This is a genomic window from Kitasatospora sp. NBC_01266, from assembly GCF_036242395.1.
In the GTDB taxonomy this organism is placed as follows: Bacteria; Actinomycetota; Actinomycetes; order Streptomycetales; family Streptomycetaceae; genus Kitasatospora.
In genome coordinates this window covers 5,453,207-5,470,516 of sequence record NZ_CP108458.1, presented here as the reverse complement: position 1 = coordinate 5,470,516, position 17,310 = coordinate 5,453,207, and the positions used below count along the sequence as shown (strand labels likewise).

Below are 17,310 nucleotides of genomic sequence, written 5' to 3'. Positions count from 1 at the left end.
GGACCGCCTAGGCTTGCCCCCATGCGTCTTGTCATCGCCCGCTGTTCCGTCGACTACGCCGGTCGACTCTCCGCCCACCTGCCCTCCGCCACCCGGCTGATCCTGGTCAAGGCCGACGGAAGCGTGAGCATCCACGCCGACGACCGCGCCTACAAGCCGCTCAACTGGATGTCCCCGCCGTGCAGCCTCAAGGAGGGCGACGGCTCGTGGACGGTGCTGAACAAGGCGGGCGAGAAGCTGATCATCACGCTCGAGGAGGTCCTGCACGACTCCTCGCACGAGCTGGGCGTCGACCCCGGACTGATCAAGGACGGTGTCGAGGCACACCTTCAGGAGCTGCTGGCGGACCGGATGGAGGTGCTCGGCGCCGGCTGGTCGCTGGTCCGCCGCGAGTACCCGACCGCCATCGGCCCGGTCGACATCCTGTGCCGGGACGAGGCCGGCGGCACCGTCGCGGTGGAGATCAAGCGCCGGGGCGAGATCGACGGCGTCGAGCAGCTGACCCGCTACCTGGAGCTGCTCAACCGCGATCCGCTGCTCGCCCCGGTCAAGGGCATCTTCGCCGCCCAGGAGATCAAGCCCCAGGCCCGGGTGCTGGCCACGGACCGGGGGATCGACTGCGTGGTGCTGGACTACGACGCGCTGCGCGGCATCGAGGACGACAAGCTGAAGCTGTTCTGATCCGCCCTCAGGTCGGCCGCCCGCTCAGGGCGAACTGACCGGCGCGGCCGGGGACGAGCCGGTCGAGCTGGCCGACGCCGAGGCGGACCCGCTGGCCGTCGGGCTGCTCGGCGAGGGCGGCGCGCTGGGCGCCTTGCTGGGCGTCGTCGGCGGCGCCGAGGGCGGCTGCACCGGCGGCGGGGCCGTGGTGGTGGTCGGGGCCGGCTGCGCCGGCTGGCCCGGAGCCGGCTGCGTCGGCGTGCTCGTCGCCGAACCGCTCGCGCTCGGACGCGCCGTCGGTGTCGCCGTCCGTCCGCGCGAGGCGCCGGCGGACGGCGACACCGAGACCGTCGCGCTGGCGGAGGCCGACCCGGACGCGGTGGCCGAGGCGCTGTCGGAGGCGGACGCGGCGGCCGGGGCCGACGCGCTGCCCGAAGCCGAGGCGGTGGCCCCGGTGTTGCCCGAGCCCCCCACGTTCAGCAGGCTCCCGTTCACCCCCGTGCCGCCGCCGGCCGGAGCCGTGCCGCCGGAGCCCCCGGAGACGCCGATCGCCACCGCCGTGCCCACCGCGCTCAACGCGACCAGGCCGCCCACGGCCAGCAGCGCGTTCCGCCGCGACCAGCCGCGCAGCAGCCCGGCCGGCGGCCAGGAGCGCTGGGCCAGCACCCGGATCACCGGGCGCCGGATCGCCTGGGTCTCGGCCTCCGGCTCCACCGGGACCCGCTCGGTCTCCTGAAGCAGTGTCAGCAGCCGACGCGAGGCCAGCAGTTGCCGGCTGTCCCCGGCCGCACCGCGCAGCCCGCAGGCCGCCTCCAGCGCGCTCCTGGCCGCGGTCCGCCCCGCCGGGGCGCCCTCCGCCAGACAGAGCCAGTACGCCCCCAGCTCGTGCCGGAACCACGCCTCCTCGCGCGAGCGCCCGCTCTGCCGGGCCACCTCGAGCCCCAGCTCCAGCACCTGCCGCCAGGCACCCCAACGCAGCGTCAGGGCGAGCGCCGGGGCCGCCGCCCGGGCCAGGTGCAGCACCGCGTCGGTGCGACCGGCGCTCCGGTCGGCATGCAGCGCGCCCAGCACCACCTCCGCCTCGGCGGCGATCTGCTCGGTGCTCACCGAGCCGTGGCCGACCCACCAGGAGAAGTGCTGCGCCGCGCCCTCGGTGCTCCGCTCATCGGGGCCCCAGTGCGCCGTGAGCGCCTTCAGCACGCCCTCGGTGAGCCGGTGGTGGCCGCCGATGGACTCGGCCAGGCCGCACTCGACCAGTTCGCGCAGGGCGCTCTCGCCGTGGTCGACGTCGATCAGCGCGGGCAGGTGCGGCGCGGTCGGGCACTCGCCGCCGAGCGTGACGGCCAGCCGCAGCACCACCTCGGCCGCCTCGCCGAGGCCCTCGATCAGCAGCAGCGTGGGAGCGGCGGCCTGCGCCACCGAGGGCAGCGGCACCGAGGCCCGCAGTTCGGCCTCCCGCACCGCCGGGTCCTGGTCCGCCGCCTCCTCCTGCTCGCCGCCGCCGAACAGGCTCTGCCGGTCCTCCTCGGCGGCCAGCAGGGTGTCCACCGCCAGGTCGCGACGGCGCAGCAGCGCGGCGGCCTGGACGAAGCGCAGCGGCAGGCCCTGCGACTCGAACCAGAGGTCGACCGCCCAGGACCGCTCGGCCTCGTCCAGCAGCCGTCCGGCCAGCCGCGCGGTCAGCGCCAGGCAGGCGGGCCTGGTCAGCCCGCCGATCGCGTGGTCCTCCAGCCGGGAGCCGGCCGGCAGGGCGCCGGCCGCGTCAGCCGCCGGGGCGATCAGGAAGGCGCACTCGGGGGCGCGGGCCAGCAGCTCCTCCAGCTCGGTGCCGCCCTGCGCGACCTCGTCGATCACCACGACCGCGCCCACCGTGGCCAGCAGCTCGGGCAGTTGGGTGTGGTCGGGCCGGAAGCCCGGTGCCTGGAAAGCGGCCGTGAAGAGGTCCTGCGCCAGGTCGTCGGCGTCCCGCCGGTGACCGCAGAGCTGGATCACGCCGTGCGGGGCGAGTTCGCCCGCACCCTCGGCGACGGCGGCCAGCAGCGCGCTGCGGCCGGACCCGGGCTTCCCGAGCAGCCGGATCGAGCGGCCTTCGGCGAGCTTGCCGAGCAGCTGGGCGACCTCGGCCTCCCGGTCCAGCAGCGGCAGGTCGCCGGGGCCCGAGCCGAGGGCCAGCGGACCGACCGCCGGGGTCGGCCCCGCGCCAGGGCGGCGGCCCCGCCGCCCTGGCGCTGCACCCCGGTCGGCCGGCGACGCGGCTCGGGGCGGTACTCGGGCGGGCAGGGCTGGACGTCCGTGCCGTCCACACCGCCCACGGTCACCAGGTAGCGTCCGGCGACCAGGTCGCCCGATCGCACGCGCAGATTCTCCTGCCCGACATCACCGGATGGCTGTGCCACGATGCGCTCCGCCTGTGCTCCGCCGGGCGGCCGCCGGCCGCCGGCCGCTGTGAGGGACCGGACCGCCGCCGCACGGATGAGTGCGCGTACGACGGCCGACGGACCGTCACACCGCTCGCGGCGGTACCGCCCCGGCGGGGCCGGCGGCGATTCGAACGGTCCTGTCGAGCGCAGACTCTCGCACATCCGGGCCCCGCCGTGCAGCGCCGACCCCGGTCGGCGGCCCGACCGGGACTCAGCGCGAGGGGGCGATCACCGAGGGCAGCGCCGACTGGCCCGGCGCGCCGCCCGGCACGGTGGCCCCGCACGGGTCGGCCACCATGCCCTCCACCGCGAGGATCCGGTGCAGCCTGGTGGCCACCAGCAGCCGCTGCAGCTGCGGCGGCACCTCGCGCAGCACCAGGCGGCGGCCGAGCCGGCCGGCCCGCCGGTGGGTGCCCATGATGACGCCCAGCCCGGTGGCGTCCCAGGAGTCCAGCGCCCGCAGGTCGAGCACCAGGTCACCGGTGCCGCCCTCGTCGACCGCCTGGTGCAGCCGGGCCCGCGCGTCGGCCGCGCCCCGCACGTCCAGTCGACCCTCCAGGGCCAGGACAGTGCGGCCGCCGAGCCCGGGGTACTCCACGATGCGCACGCTGTCCTCCTTCAGGTCTTCCAGGTCCGAGAGCCCCACCATCTGACGCCGGACCAGCGGTCCAGGTTGCTGCTCCCCCGGCCGATCTGAAGCAACTTCACTCGTCCGAGGGAATATACGCAGCCGTCCATGGGGTGCACGCTCGATTACCGCGCAAATCACCCATCTGCGGCAGTGCCGTGAGCAAACTCACCCCCCGTTAAAAGGGGGCTCAGCCCTTGTGGTTGTAGAAGCCCTGGCCGCTCTTGCGCCCCAGGTCGCCGGCGGTGACCATGCGGGCCATGATCTCCGGCGCGGCGAACTTCTCGTCCTGGGTCTCCTCGTAGATGTTCCGCGCGGCGTGCAGCAGGATGTCCACGCCGGTCAGGTCGGCGGTCTGCAGCGGGCCCATCGGGTGGCCGAAGCCCAGGCGGCAGGCGGTGTCGATGTCCTCGGCGGTGGCCACGCCGGACTCGTACAGCTTGGCGGCCTCCACCACCAGGGCGGTGATCAGGCGGGTGGTGATGAAGCCGGCCACGTCGCGGTTGACCACGACCACCTCCTTGCCCACCCCCTCGGCGAAGGCACGCGCGGTGGCCAGCGCGGCGTCGCTGGTCTTGTAGCCCCGGACCAGCTCGACCAGGCGCATCAGCGGCACCGGCGAGAAGAAGTGCACGCCGACCACGGACTCCGGGCGCTCGGTGACGGCGGCGATCCGGGTGATCGGGATGGCGGAGGTGTTGCTGCCCAGCACCGCACCGTCCTTGGCCAGCTTGTCGAGCTCGCGGAAGACGGCCTCCTTGACCTCCAGCTGCTCGAAGACGGCCTCGATCACGATGTCCGCCTCGCCGATCGCGCCGAGGTCGGTGGTGGTGGTGATCCGGCCGAGCGCGGCGGTGGCCTCGTCGGCGGTCAGCTTGCCCTTGCCGACGAACTTCTCGTAGGAGGCCTCGATGGCGTCCAGGCCGCGCCGCAGCGCCTGCTCGGTGACGTCCCGCAGCACCACGGGGTGGCCGGCCTGCGCGGACACCTGCGCGATGCCCGCGCCCATGAGTCCGGCGCCGATCACGGCGATCTGCTGACGCTGCGTGGGTACGTTGCTCATGGCTGCTTCTCCCGAAGTCCCGTCCAGGCGCTCTCCGAGGCAGGGGTCTCCATCGGCTTTTGGCCAGGAGTACCCCCATGCCGGGAGCAGCGCCGCTCACGGCTCGGACTGTAGTGCCCAGCGCCCGGCCGTGGGGCGATTGTCGGGTGTGATCTGCGTCAGCGCGGCAGCTGTGGTAGCCGTGGCAGCGCCAGGACCAAGTCCTGCGCCAGGATCGCCGCCTGGACCCGGCTGCGCAGCTCCAGCTTGGCCAGGATCCGGCTCACATGGGTCTTGGTGGTGGCCTGCGCCATGGCGAGCCGACGGGATATCTGGTCGTTGCTCAGGCCCTCGCCGATCGCCGCCAGCACCTCGCGCTCGCGCTGGGTCAGCCTCTCCACGGCTGTCGGGTCGCCGCCTTCGGGCCGGGCGAAGGTGCTGATCAGCCGTCGGGTGACGGACGGCGCCAGCATGCCGTCGCCGCGGGCCACCGTGCGGATGCCGTCGACCAGGGCCGCCGCCTCCAGGTCCTTGAGCAGGAAGCCGGCCGCCCCGGCGCGCAGCGCGCCGTGCACGTACTCGTCGAGGTCGAAGGTGGTCAGCACCAGCACCCGGGCGGCCCCGGCCTCGGTGATCCGCCGGGTGGCCGCGACGCCGTCCAGCCGGGGCATCTGAACGTCCATCAGGACCACGTCGGGGCGCAGCTCCAGTGCCAGCTCCACGGCCCGCTCGCCGTCGGCCGCCTCGCCGACCACCGCGAAGTCCGGTTCGGCCCGCAGGATCATCACCAGCCCGGCCCGGACGGCCGCCTGATCCTCCGCCACCAGCACCCGGATCGTCATACCCGCTCCCCCTCGCTCTCGGCCGCTGCCCGCACCGGCAGCATCGCCCGTACCCGCCACAGCCCGCCGTCCGGGCCCGCCTCGAAACTGCCGCCGAGCAGCTGCGCCCGCTCCCGCATGCCGACCAGGCCTGCCTTGGCGCCGGGCAGCGCCGGGCCCGCCTGCGGCCGGTACGGGCTCTCCACGGCGATCTCCACCCGCTCCTGGCCGCTGTGCAGCCGCAGCCGCACGATGCCGCGCCCGGCGTGCTTGAGCGCGTTGGTGAGCGACTCCTGGACGATCCGGTAGGCGGCCAGCTCGACCGGCACGGGCAGGTGCTCCCCGCTCCCCAGCTGCTCCACCTCGACGCTCAGCCCGGCGTCCCGGCCGGCCGCCCTGACCTGGGCGAGCAGGCTGTCCAGCGCGTCCAGCCGGGGCGCCCGGTAGTCGGCCGGCTGACCGCTGTCGGCCCGCAGCACGCCGATCATCTGCCGCATCTCGGCCAGGCCCTGCACGCTGTTCTCCCGGATCACGGCGAGCGCGGCCACCACCGGGTCCTCGACGCCGCGCTGCTGGCGCCCGGCCAGCGCCTGCGCGCCGGTGGCCTGGATGGCGATCGCCGACAGGTGGTTGGCCACCATGTCGTGCAGCTCGCGGGCCATCCGGGCACGCTCGGCGGCCACCGCGGCCCGCCGGTCCAGCTCGGCCAGCAGCGTGATCCGCTCGGCGCGCAGCCGCTCGGCCCCGGCCTGCTCCCGGTACCTGCGGACCAGCAGCGCGGTCCAGACCGGGGCCAGGAAGATCAGCGCCACCCAGATCGCCGCCCCCAGCGCGTTGCCGATCGTGTGGTGGCTCCCGATGACGCCGGCGATCACCAGGCTGGAGCCCGCCCCGGTCAGCTGCAGAACCAGCGGCATCCGGCGCGGCCCGTAGAGGGTCCCGGCGTAGAGCAGGTCGGTGTACATGATCACGGTGATCGTCAGGATCCCGGTGAACGTACCGGCCAGGAAGACCAGGCCGCCGATCGTGACCGTCAGGATCGGCCGGCGGCGCCGGAACAGCTCCAGCACCGCCATCGCCACCAGGGAGGCCAGCCGCAGCCAGAGCGTGATGTGCGGAGCCTCGTCGTAGGCGTGGCAGGCGAGCATCAGCAGCCCGCCGCCGAGTCCGGCGGTGGCGATCGCCAGGTCGACCCGGCGCGGGGAGAGGCGGAACGGCAGCACGGCTCCATCCCATCACTCGGCGCGCCCGTTGGCTGTACATCGAAGGTTGCAGCCCGCACTCCACCATTGCGACGAGCAGACGACGCCGCGAGCCTGGCAGCGGCCGGGTCCTAGCGGTTCTCCCCCGGCACCCAGAGCACGTCGCCGCGCTCCTTGTTGGCCGTCCTGGCCAGGATGAAGAGCAGGTCGGAGAGCCGGTTGAGGTACTTCGCGGTCAGCGGGTTGACGCTCTCGCCGTGCTCCTCGATCGCCGCCCAGGTCGTCCGCTCCGCGCGGCGCACCACCGTGCAGGCCAGGTGCAGGTAGGCGGCGCCGGGGGTGCCGCCCGGCAGGATGAAGCTGCGCAGCTTCTCCAACTCGGCGTTGTACCGGTCGCAGTCGGCCTCGAGCCGGTCGATGTAGGTCTGCTCGACCCGCAGCGGCGGGTATTTCGGGTCCTCGACCACCGGCGTGGCGAGGTCCGCCCCGACGTCGAAGAGGTCGTTCTGAACCCGCGTCAGCACCGCGACCAGGTCCTCGGCCAGCGCCCCGGCGGCGATCGCCATCCCGAGCGCCGCGTTGGCCTCGTTGGCGTCCGCGTAGGCGAGCAGGCGCGGGTCGGTCTTGGTGGTGCGGCTCATGTCACCGAGCGCGGTGGTGCCGTCGTCGCCGGTACGGGTGTAGATGCGCGTGAGGTTGACCATGGGGCGAAGCCTACTCAGGCTTGCGCGGCTCACCGGTGACGGCGGTGTCGATCACGAAGCCCTTGGCGGGGCCTTCGAGGATGGTGACGTCGGTGCCGTAGGGAACGCGGCTGGACGCCTCGTAGGTGCCCGCCTCGGGATTGGGCTGCGTGTGCACCGTGACGTGGCCCGTCCCGTCCTGGTCGTCGATGATGACGTAGACGGGGATACCGGCCTGCGCGTACGCCCTGTGCTTTCGGACCAGGTCGCGCTGCCGCGCATCCCGCCCCGGTGAGACCACCTCGGCGACCAAGGCGACCTTCGTCGCGTCGGCACCCCAGCCGTTGGGGTCGGGAATGCTGTCCAGGTCCTCCGCAGCGATCACCAGGGCGGGGATGTAGACCTTGTGACCGTGGAGCAGGTTGAGGTCCTGATAGGCGTCACTGCTGCTCTCCGCGAGATGGCGTTCCAACGCCTTCCGCAGCTTGTTGGCAGTGATCGCGTGGCTTCGACGCCCGGTGGGTGACACCTCGATGAGCCCCTCGATGATCTCGGCGTGATAGCCCTCGGGGAGATCGAGCGCGAGCCATGCCTGCCATAGGACCTCGTCCAGGCCGGGGGTTTCATCCATGTCGAGGTCGAGATCGGGTTCGGCTGCCATGGCGGTCATCGAGAACACACCTCCTCCGTACAGTCTGGGCGGTCGCAACCAGCCTGCACAACAGGCTCGCGCCGTCGCACGGAATCCCGCACCGACCACTCGAACGAGCGTCCGTCGCTACGCGACGTTGACGCTCCCCCACCCTCCGGGCGGGGGGACCCCCATCCCTGCACGTCCCGTCGCTACGCGACGTTGACGCTCCCCCACCCTCCGGGCGGGGGGACCCCCATCCCTGCACGTCCCGTCGCTACGCGACGTTGACGCTCCCCCACCCTCCGGGCGGGGGGACCCCCATCCCTGCACGTCCCGTCGCTACGCGACGTTGACGCTCCCCCACCCTCCGGGCGGGGGGACCCCCATCCCTGCACGTCCCGTCGCTACGCGACGTTGACGCGCTGTCCCGGTGGGGCCGCCTCCAGCCAGGCGAGGAAGCCGGTGAGGGCGTCGTCGCTCATCGCCAGTTCCAGCGGGGCGCCGTTGTGCAGGCAGCGCAGCACCACGGAGCCGGAGAGCAGGGCGAGTTCCTCCTGGCCCTCGGGGTAGCGGCGGCCGAGGACCTCGATCTCGCGGCGGGGCAGCACCTTGCGGGGGCGGGGCGCGTAGGAGAAGACCCGGAACCACTCGATGTGGTCGCCGCTGTAGCGCCCGATACCGAAAACCCACCCCTTGCCGTCGGTCGCGGGGACCGGGGCTGAGGTGGGCTGTCCGTTCTCGTCGAGATCCGGGAGCGTTGAGGCGTCGGCCGGCATTTTCAGGCGGTAGCTGCAGTCGAAGGTGCCGCCGACCCGCTGGATGAGGCGGCGGCGTACCGCGAACGCCACCAGGCCGACCACCCCCAGGGCCACGACCGCCGCGCACACCACAAGGGCGAGGACCATGCTCACCGACCTCCTCGCTACCCGCATCCCCGTTTTGCCGGTCGTATCAACGAAACAACGGCACTGTCCCTACCAACCGATACGACAGTCCCGGGGTCACGCTCGCGCGTCCCCGGGACCGTCGGTCAAACCTCAGTACGAAACGAACCGCAGCACGAAACTCAGGCGGCCTTGCGGCCGGCCGCGACGAGGCGGACCTCGGCGCGACGCTCGGCGTGCGCGTCGCTCTCGCTCTTGGCGGTCTCCAGCGCCCGCTCCGCGCGGTTCACATCGATCTCGTCCGCCAGCTCGGCGATCTCCGCGAGCAGAGACAGCTTGTTGTCGGCGAACGAGATGAAGCCACCGTGCACGGCGGCGATGACGGTGCCGCCATCGGTCGTGCGGATGGTGACCGGGCCGGACTCCAGCACGCTCAGCACCGGGGTGTGGCCCGGCATGATGCCGGTGTCACCGGAAGCCGTGCGGGCGACAACGATGGTGGCCGCACCGGACCACACCTTGCGGTCGGCTGCGACCAGCTCGACGTGCAGCTCAGCCAACGTGGGCTCCTAGGCTCTTGCAACGCCCGATTTCTCGGGAGTTTCGGTAAGAATAACGGGCTCGCGCCCCTGGCATGAAACGAGAAGCGCGGAGATGACCGGAATCACAGCCGTGGTGCCACGAGGGGTGGTCCCCAGGATGCGGGAACCACCCCTCATGGTCACTCACGGCGCAGCGGCCGGTTACTTCTTGGCCAGCTCGGCGGCGTTCTTCTCGAGGTCCTCGATGCCACCGCACATGAAGAAGGCCTGCTCCGGGATGGAGTCGTACTTGCCGTCCGCGATGCGGTTGAAGGCCTCGATGGTCTCCGACAGCGGCACGGTCGAACCCTCGACACCGGTGAACTGCTTCGCCACGTAGGTGTTCTGCGACAGGAAGCGCTCGATCCGGCGGGCCCGGTGCACCGTGATCTTGTCGTCCTCGGACAGCTCGTCGATCCCGAGGATCGCGATGATGTCCTGCAGGTCCTTGTACTTCTGCAGGATGCCCTTGACGCGCATGGCCGTGTCGTAGTGGTCCTGCGCGATGTAGCGCGGGTCCAGGATGCGGGACGTGGAGTCCAGCGGGTCGACGGCCGGGTAGATGCCCTTCTCCGAGATCGGGCGCGACAGAACCGTGGTCGCGTCCAGGTGGGCGAAGGTGGTGGCCGGGGCCGGGTCGGTCAGGTCGTCCGCGGGGACGTAGATCGCCTGCATCGAGGTGATCGAGTGACCGCGGGTCGAGGTGATGCGCTCCTGCAGGAGGCCCATCTCGTCGGCCAGGTTCGGCTGGTAACCCACCGCGGAGGGCATCCGGCCGAGCAGGGTCGACACCTCGGAACCGGCCTGGGTGAACCGGAAGATGTTGTCGATGAAGAGCAGCACGTCCTGGCTCATCACATCGCGGAAGTACTCCGCCATGGTCAGCGCGGACAGGGCGACCCGCAGACGGGTGCCCGGCGGCTCGTCCATCTGGCCGAAGACCAGGGCGGTCTTGTCCAGAACGTTGGAGTCGATCATCTCCTGGATCAGGTCGTTGCCCTCACGGGTACGCTCCCCGACGCCGGCGAAGACCGAGACACCACCGAAGTTGGCGGCGACGCGGTAGATCATCTCCTGGATGAGGACGGTCTTACCGACACCGGCACCACCGAACAGGCCGATCTTGCCACCACGCACGTACGGGGTGAGCAGGTCGACGACCTTGATGCCGGTCTCGAACATCTCGGTCTTCGACTCGAGGTCCGCGAAGTTCGGCGCCTTGCGGTGGATCGGCCAGCGCTCGGTGACCTGGGCGTTGAACTCGACCGGGTCGGTGTTGAGCACGTCGCCGAGGGCGTTGAAGACCTTGCCCTTGGTGATGTCGCCGACCGGGACGGAGATCGCCGCACCGGTGTCGGAGACGGCAGCGCCACGGACCAGGCCGTCGGTCGGCTGCATCGAGATGGCCTTGACCAGGCCGTCGCCCAGGTGCTGGGCGACCTCCAGAGTCAGGGTCTTCTTGCCCGTGCCGGCCGGGTCGTCGACCTCGACGTGCAGGGCGTTGAACATGTCCGGAATGGCGTCGACGGGGAACTCCACGTCGACGACCGGGCCGATGACCCGCGCGACGCGGCCCGTCGCCGTGGTCGGCTCAACAGTGGTGGTCATTCTCATTCGCTCCCCGCGCTAGCGTCGGCCAGCGCGTTGGCGCCACCGACGATCTCGCTGATTTCCTGGGTGATCTCGGCCTGACGGGCCGAGTTGGCAAGCCGCGTCAGCGACTTGATGAGCTCGCCGGCGTTGTCGGTCGCGCTCTTCATGGCGCGCCGGCGGGCGGCGTGCTCGGAGGCGGCCGACTGCAGCAGCGCGTTGTAGATCCGGCTCTCGACGTACCGCGGCAGCAGCGCGTCCAGGACGCCCTCCGCCGACGGCTCGAAGTCGTACAGCGGGAAGATCTCCGTCTTGGCCGGCTTGTCGTCGCTGAGCTGGACCTCGTCCAGGTGCAGCGGCAGCAGCCGGGCGTCGACGGCGGTCTGCGTCAGCATCGAGATGAACTTGGTCGAGACCAGGTGCAGCTCGTCCACCCCGCCGGTCTCGGCCGTGAAGGCCTCGATCAGCGTGGCGGCCACCGTCTTGGCGTCGCCGTAGGTCGGCTTGTCCGAGAAGCCCGTCCACGAGTCCGCGACCGGCAGGTCACGGAAGCCGTAGTACTGGACACCCTTGCGACCCGCGATGTAGGTGACCACCTCCTTGCCCTCCGCCTTCAGGCGGGCGGTCAGTGCGACCGCCTGCTTGATGGCGTTGCTGGAGTAGCCGCCGGCCAGACCGCGGTCGGCCGTCACCAGCAGGACCGCGGCCCGGCTGGCGTTCGGCTTCTCGTGGGTGAGCGGGTGCTTGGCGTTGGACCGGGTGGCCACCGCCGTCACCGCCCGGGTCAGCTCATCGGCGTACGGAGTGGAGGCGGCCACCGCGCGCTGCGCCTTGACGATGCGCGACGCGGAGATCATCTCCATCGCCTTGGTGATCTTCTTCGTCGCGGTGACAGAGCGGATCCGGCGCTTGTAGACCCGAAGCTGTGCTCCCATGGGTCGTTACGTCCTTTCCCTCGCTACCGGACTCAGGCCTGCTCGCTGAGCAGCTTGCCGTCGGCGGTGGTGAAGCCCAGCTTGAAGGCGGCGATCGCGCTGGTCAGCGCGTCGATGGTGCCGTCCTCGAGCTTGGAGGTCTCGACGATCCCGGCGAGCAGCTTCTTGTGCTCGACCCGCAGGAAGTCGAGGAACTCGCGCTCGAAGCGGCGGATGTCGGCGACCGGGACGTCGTCCAGCTTGCCGGTGGTACCGGCCCAGATGGAGACGACCTGCTCCTCGACCGGGAACGGCTGGTACTGGCCCTGCTTCAGCAGCTCGACCATGCGGGCGCCGCGCTCCAGCTGGGACTTCGAGGCCGCGTCCAGGTCGGAACCGAAGGCGGCGAACGCCTCCAGCTCGCGGTACTGGGCCAGGTCCAGGCGCAGCCGGCCGGCGACCGACTTCATGGCCTTGATCTGGGCCGAGCCACCGACGCGGGAGACCGAGATACCGACGTTCACGGCCGGGCGGATGCCGGCGTTGAACAGGTCGGACTCCAGGAAGCACTGGCCGTCGGTGATCGAGATGACGTTGGTCGGGATGTACGCCGAGACGTCGTTGGCCTTGGTCTCGATGATCGGCAGACCGGTCATCGAGCCGGCGCCCAGCTCGTCGGAGAGCTTGGCGCAACGCTCCAGCAGGCGGGAGTGCAGGTAGAAGACGTCACCCGGGTAGGCCTCGCGGCCCGGCGGGCGGCGCAGCAGCAGGGAGACGGAACGGTAGGCCTCGGCCTGCTTCGACAGGTCGTCGAAGATGATCAGGACGTGCTTGCCGTCGTACATCCACTCCTGGCCGATGGCCGAACCGGTGTACGGGGCGAGGTACTTGAAGCCGGCCGGGTCGGAGGCGGGAGCGGCCACGATCGTGGTGTACTCCAGCGCGCCGGCCTCCTCCAGGGCGCCGCGGACGGCGGCGATGGTGGAGCCCTTCTGGCCGACGGCGACGTAGATGCAGCGGACCTGCTTCTTCGGGTCGCCGGAGCGCCAGTTGTCCTTCTGGTTGATGATCGTGTCGATCGCCACCGCGGTCTTGCCGGTCTGGCGGTCGCCGATGATCAGCTGGCGCTGGCCGCGGCCGATCGGGGTCATCGCGTCGATGGCCTTGATGCCGGTCTGCATCGGCTCGTGCACCGACTTGCGGACCATGACACCGGGGGCCTGCAGCTCCAGGGCGCGGCGGCCGGTGGAGGCGATCTCGCCCAGACCGTCGATCGGGGCACCCAGCGGGTCCACGACGCGGCCGAGGTAGCCGTCGCCGACCGGCACGGAGAGGATCTCGCCGGTGCGGTGCACCGTCTGACCCTCCTCGATCCCGCCGAACTCACCGAGGATGACGACACCGATCTCGCGGGTGTCGAGGTTCAGCGCGAGGCCGAGGGTCCCGTCCTCGAACTTCAGCAGCTCGTTGGCCATGACCGAGGGCAGGCCCTCGACATGGGCGATACCGTCCGCCGCGCCAGTGACCGTGCCGACCTCTTCACGCGAGGCGGCGTCCGGCTGGTACGACTGGACGAAGTCGGCCAGCGCGGACCGGATCTCCTCCGGCCGGATCGTAAGCTCCGCCATCAGGCTTCCCTGCTCTCCTAGGTTGCGATCCTCGGCCCGCCCAAGGAGGGCCGCAAGTATTCGATCCTCGGCCGGTGCTGTTGGACCGGCCGTTCGTATGTGCCGGCTGCCCCGTGGGATGGGACCGGCGCCCGACCGAGGGTCGGATGTGCTGTGCGGGTGGCTCAGCCTTCGAGGGCCTGGCGAGCGCCTTCGAGGCGGCTCGTCACGGTGCCGTCGATGATCTCGTCACCGATCTGCACCCGGACACCGCCGACGACCGAGGGGTCGACGTCGATGTTCAGGAGCACCGCGCGCCCGTACAGCTTGGCCAGCGCGCCGGACAGGCGCTGCTTCTGGCCGTCGCTGAGCGGAACGGCGGTGGTGACCAGGGCCACCACACGGTCGCGGCGGTCGGCGGCGAGCTTGGCGTAGGACTCCAGGCCCTGCTCCAGGCTACGGCCACGCGGGTGGGTGACCAGCGCGGTGACCAGGCGGACGGTGCCCGGCAGGGCGCGGCCGCCGAGCAGCTTCTGCACCAGCTCCGCCTTGGCGGCGGCGGTGGCCTTCGGCTCGGTCAGCCCGGCGCGCAGCGCGTGCGAACCGGCCACCACGCGGCCGAACCGGAAGAGCTCGTCCTCCAGGTCGTCCAGCTTGCCGGCCTGCTCCGCCGCGATGACCTCGGCGTAGGCGGCCAGCTGCTCGGTCGCGTCGACCAGGTCGCGCGAGCCGGACCAGCGGGACCGGACCAGGCCGGAGACCAGGTCGACGGTCTCACCGGAGACCTGGCCACCGAGCAGCGAGCCGACCAGCTCGGCCTTGTCCTGACCGGACCGCGAAGGGTCGGTCAGGACCCGGCGCAGCGAGACCTCGCGGTCCAGCAGCACCGTGACGGAGCTGAGCTCCTCCGCGAGCTTGGCCGAGTCCACCGCGGTGTTGTCGGTCAGGCCGTTGAGGTTCTCGCGGCCGGCGGCGAAGGCTTCGCGGCTGGCGCCGATCACTTGGCGACCGCCGCGCTCGCGTCGGCCTTGGCCTCCAGGTCGTCCAGGAAGCGGTCGATCACGCCGCTCTGCCGGGCGTGGTCCTCCAGGGACTCACCCACGATGCGGGAAGCCAGCTGCGAAGCGAGCGAACCCACGTCCTGGCGCAGGGCGGCAGTCGCCTGCTTCTTGTCGGCCTCGATCTGCGCGTGGCCGGCGGCGACGATGGCCTCGCGCTGACGCTGGCCCTCCTCGCGCATCTCGCCGATCAGGGCGGCGCCCTGCTCGCGAGCGTGCTCGGTGATCCGAGCGGCCTCGTGACGCGCCTCGGCGAGCTCGGCACGGTACTGCTCGAGCAGGGCCTGCGCCTCGGCCTGTGCGGCCTCGGCCCGCTCCATGCCGCCCTCGATCTGGTCCCGGCGCTCCGCCAGCACCTTCTCGATGCTGGGGAGGAGCTTCATGCCGAGCAGACCGAAGACCACGAAGAAGCAGATCAGGCCGATAATGAGCTCAGGCGTCTTGGGGATCAGAGGATTGAAGTCCTCCGAAGCCAGCTGCATCGCGATGAGCGACATATCTGGACCTTCCGTCCGGTGGAGTTACGGCAGGATTACTTGACGCCGTAGACGAACGGCATGACGATGCCGATCAGGGCGAGCGCCTCGGTCAGCGCGAAACCGATGAACATGTTCGAGCGGATCAGGTTGGCAGCCTCGGGCTGGCGGGCCATGGCCTGCACGCCGTTGCCGAAGATCAGACCAACGCCGATGCCGGGGCCGATCGCGGCGAGACCGTAGCCGACCGACGCGATGGAGCCGTTGACCGCAGCGAGGTGCTCGACGATTGCCATCTCTTTGTGTCCTTTGCAGGGTGGTGAGGCCGGTGGTGGTTGGCCACCGGACGATCAGAGGGGGGTGTGGCCTGGGGCCGCAACCGGGTCAGTGCGCTTCTTCCAGCGCACCGGCGATGTAGCTGCTGGCCAGCGTCACGAAGATGTAGGCCTGCAGGAACTGGACCAGCAACTCGAACGCGGTCAGACCCAGGGTCACCACGAAGGAGGTGGTCCCGTACAGCGCGCCCAGGCTCGGGCTCAGCAGGTACCAGGTCGCCACCGAGAAGACGACGATCAGCAGGTGACCGGCGAACATGTTGGCGAAGGCACGGACGGCGAGCGTGAACGGCCGCACGAAGATGTTCGAGAAGAACTCGATCGGGACCAGGATGAACATGACCCAGCCCGGGACGCCCGAGGGCCAGCAGAGGTTCTTCAGACCGCCGACGAAACCGTGCTTCTTGAAGGTCAGGCTCATGTAGGTGAGCCAGCAGACCAGCGCCAGACCGGCCGGCCAGGCGATCACCGCGGTGACCGGGAACTGGGCGAACGGGATCACGGACATGATGTTCATGATCCACACGAAGAAGAAGATCGAGACCATCATCGGGACGTACTTCTCGCCCTTTTTACCGATGTTCTCGAAGACGATCGCGCGCTTGACGAAGTCGTAGCCGATCTCACCGACCAGCTGCAGCTTGCCCGGCAGCACCTTGGGCTTGGCGAACGCGGCCCAGAAGAAGCCGATCACCAGCAGGGCGCAGATGATCGACAGCAGCATCGGCTTGTTGAAGCCGAAGCCCGCGACCGTGAAGATCGGGTTGAACTGGAACTCATTCAGGCCGGGGGCCGGGAAGCCACAGCCGGAGAACAGGTGGCAGCCCCCAGAGGCAAGCTGCTGGTGGAGCTGGTCAGCACTCACCACGGACTCCTTCGTCGTGACGCATGGTTACGGCAACCTCGGTGTGTCGGCGCGGCCTGCGGCCACGGAGCGGCACTGGAACTTGATGGGTTTCTCGGGGACCCGGCGCACCGGCACTAGATGCCGGCGCGGGATCTTTCAAGACTGCGCGGGTCCGGGGGGCGATCCGTCCGGTCGGTGTGCACGCACCGCTCGGCGGGACCTGGCCGCTTCCCGTACTCCGTTGTTGCGACGGACGATAGCAGCCTGTCAGGACCGCATAAACACCGCCCCCCTCGCGAGGGGGACAGCAACCGCTGGTCACTGTTGACGTCCAGACTTCGTCGAGTCGTCGGACTTCCGCAGGGCGGAATCGTTCTCGACATAGAAGATCTTGGCCTTGAGCGAGGCGCGCACCGAACCGGCGGTCCAGATCAGGGCGCAGCCGAGCAGCGTGAAGCCGAAGACCTTGGTGTCGAAGAGTGTCGTATCCCTGAACAGGGCGAGGACGACGGCCACCGCCATGATCTGGGTCATGTACACCAGGAGTGCGGCGGCCATCATGAGCTGCGGGTTGTTCCGGGTCAGGCGATCCAGGGCCCACTGGCCGAAGCTGAAGAAGGCCATCACCAGCAGGGTCGCGGCCAGGGCGCCGATCAGGCCCTTGCTCCCCACCACCGCGGCGGAGATCGCGACAGCGAGCACACCGGCGACCGCAGTGGGGATTGCGGCGCCGCGGATGATCCGGGCGTCGTGGGACGGCATGTCGGCAACTCCGGCGGCATGTCGAGGACGGGGGATTGCTCAGCAGAAAGACGAGAACAAGGGTGGCGCACCGGTGCGGGGACACCGGACCGAGTGGGACAGCCGCGAGACCGGTCGGCGAGCGGCCGGGACCGGTCGAGTCTGACCCACTGGGGACGGAAGTCCT

At 70.8% G+C, this 17,310-nt stretch carries 19 protein-coding genes; 2 read left to right on the top strand and 17 right to left on the bottom strand.

Going from position 1 to position 17,310, the window contains the following annotated elements:
• The first annotated feature begins 21 nt into the window (after window positions 1–21).
• On the top strand, window positions 22–681 hold the full coding sequence (gene nucS, locus OG403_RS23965; RefSeq protein WP_329567682.1) for an endonuclease NucS: 660 nt from the start codon (window positions 22–24) through the stop codon (window positions 679–681).
• A gap of 24 nt (window positions 682–705) precedes the next feature.
• Here nucS and OG403_RS23960 read toward each other — a convergent pair whose 3' ends face one another.
• Window positions 706–2,652, bottom strand: coding sequence for a hypothetical protein (locus OG403_RS23960; RefSeq protein WP_329567680.1), 1,947 nt, complete (start codon window positions 2,650–2,652; stop codon window positions 706–708).
• Here OG403_RS23960 and OG403_RS23955 point away from each other — a divergent pair.
• Window positions 2,632–2,985 (top strand): hypothetical protein, encoded by a 354-nt coding sequence (locus tag OG403_RS23955; RefSeq protein WP_329567678.1) that lies wholly within the window; start codon window positions 2,632–2,634, stop codon window positions 2,983–2,985. The genes OG403_RS23960 and OG403_RS23955 overlap by 21 nt on opposite strands.
• Window positions 2,986–3,291: 306 nt before the next feature.
• Here the strand turns inward: OG403_RS23955 and OG403_RS23950 are convergent, their stop codons facing one another.
• The 16 genes from OG403_RS23950 to OG403_RS23875 all read right to left on the bottom strand — a co-directional run bounded on the left by OG403_RS23950 (window position 3,292) and on the right by OG403_RS23875 (window position 17,144).
• Window positions 3,292–3,678 (bottom strand): STAS domain-containing protein, encoded by a 387-nt coding sequence (locus tag OG403_RS23950; RefSeq protein ID WP_329572503.1) that lies wholly within the window; start codon window positions 3,676–3,678, stop codon window positions 3,292–3,294.
• A gap of 220 nt (window positions 3,679–3,898) precedes the next feature.
• A complete protein-coding gene (locus tag OG403_RS23945) occupies window positions 3,899–4,771 on the bottom strand; it encodes a 3-hydroxyacyl-CoA dehydrogenase family protein (protein ID WP_329567676.1) in 873 nt (290 codons plus the stop codon).
• A 158-nt stretch (window positions 4,772–4,929) separates the two neighbouring features.
• Entirely contained in the window at window positions 4,930–5,592 is a 663-nt protein-coding gene (locus OG403_RS23940) for a response regulator transcription factor (protein WP_329567674.1), read from the bottom strand.
• Window positions 5,589–6,794 carry a sensor histidine kinase gene (locus tag OG403_RS23935; RefSeq protein WP_329567672.1) on the bottom strand — a complete coding sequence of 402 codons (1,206 nt, stop codon included), beginning with the start codon at window positions 6,792–6,794 and terminating at the stop codon, window positions 5,589–5,591. The genes OG403_RS23940 and OG403_RS23935 overlap by 4 nt, the downstream gene beginning before the upstream one ends.
• A 110-nt stretch (window positions 6,795–6,904) precedes the next feature.
• Window positions 6,905–7,477 (bottom strand): cob(I)yrinic acid a,c-diamide adenosyltransferase, encoded by a 573-nt coding sequence (locus tag OG403_RS23930; protein WP_329567670.1) that lies wholly within the window; start codon window positions 7,475–7,477, stop codon window positions 6,905–6,907.
• A gap of 10 nt (window positions 7,478–7,487) precedes the next feature.
• Window positions 7,488–8,126 (bottom strand): Uma2 family endonuclease, encoded by a 639-nt coding sequence (locus tag OG403_RS23925; RefSeq protein WP_329572502.1) that lies wholly within the window; start codon window positions 8,124–8,126, stop codon window positions 7,488–7,490.
• 368 nt (window positions 8,127–8,494) lie between these two features.
• Window positions 8,495–8,995, bottom strand: a complete 501-nt coding sequence (locus OG403_RS23920) for a DUF2550 domain-containing protein (RefSeq protein WP_329567667.1) — start codon at window positions 8,993–8,995, stop codon at window positions 8,495–8,497.
• A gap of 161 nt (window positions 8,996–9,156) precedes the next feature.
• Window positions 9,157–9,534 carry a F0F1 ATP synthase subunit epsilon gene (locus OG403_RS23915; protein WP_329567665.1) on the bottom strand — a complete coding sequence of 126 codons (378 nt, stop codon included), beginning with the start codon at window positions 9,532–9,534 and terminating at the stop codon, window positions 9,157–9,159.
• Window positions 9,535–9,717: 183 nt separating this feature from the next.
• Entirely contained in the window at window positions 9,718–11,163 is a 1,446-nt protein-coding gene (atpD, locus tag OG403_RS23910; protein WP_329567663.1) for a F0F1 ATP synthase subunit beta, read from the bottom strand.
• A gap of 2 nt (window positions 11,164–11,165) precedes the next feature.
• The gene (locus OG403_RS23905; protein WP_329567661.1) at window positions 11,166–12,080 is read right to left on the bottom strand and encodes a F0F1 ATP synthase subunit gamma; all 915 of its coding nucleotides are present in this window, start codon (window positions 12,078–12,080) and stop codon (window positions 11,166–11,168) included.
• A gap of 32 nt (window positions 12,081–12,112) precedes the next feature.
• Window positions 12,113–13,687: a F0F1 ATP synthase subunit alpha gene (gene atpA / locus OG403_RS23900; RefSeq protein WP_329567659.1), complete on the bottom strand. Its 1,575-nt coding sequence runs from the start codon at window positions 13,685–13,687 to the stop codon at window positions 12,113–12,115.
• Between the two features lie 164 nt (window positions 13,688–13,851).
• Entirely contained in the window at window positions 13,852–14,667 is an 816-nt protein-coding gene (locus OG403_RS23895; protein ID WP_329567657.1) for a F0F1 ATP synthase subunit delta, read from the bottom strand.
• Window positions 14,664–15,221 (bottom strand): F0F1 ATP synthase subunit B, encoded by a 558-nt coding sequence (locus tag OG403_RS23890; RefSeq protein WP_329567655.1) that lies wholly within the window; start codon window positions 15,219–15,221, stop codon window positions 14,664–14,666. The genes OG403_RS23895 and OG403_RS23890 overlap by 4 nt, the downstream gene beginning before the upstream one ends.
• A gap of 35 nt (window positions 15,222–15,256) precedes the next feature.
• Window positions 15,257–15,496: an ATP synthase F0 subunit C gene (gene atpE, locus OG403_RS23885; protein ID WP_329567653.1), complete on the bottom strand. Its 240-nt coding sequence runs from the start codon at window positions 15,494–15,496 to the stop codon at window positions 15,257–15,259.
• Window positions 15,497–15,584: 88 nt separating this feature from the next.
• Window positions 15,585–16,400 (bottom strand): F0F1 ATP synthase subunit A, encoded by an 816-nt coding sequence (gene atpB / locus OG403_RS23880; RefSeq protein WP_329567652.1) that lies wholly within the window; start codon window positions 16,398–16,400, stop codon window positions 15,585–15,587.
• 300 nt (window positions 16,401–16,700) lie between these two features.
• Entirely contained in the window at window positions 16,701–17,144 is a 444-nt protein-coding gene (locus OG403_RS23875; protein WP_329567650.1) for a hypothetical protein, read from the bottom strand.
• Window positions 17,145–17,310: the final 166 nt, after the last annotated feature.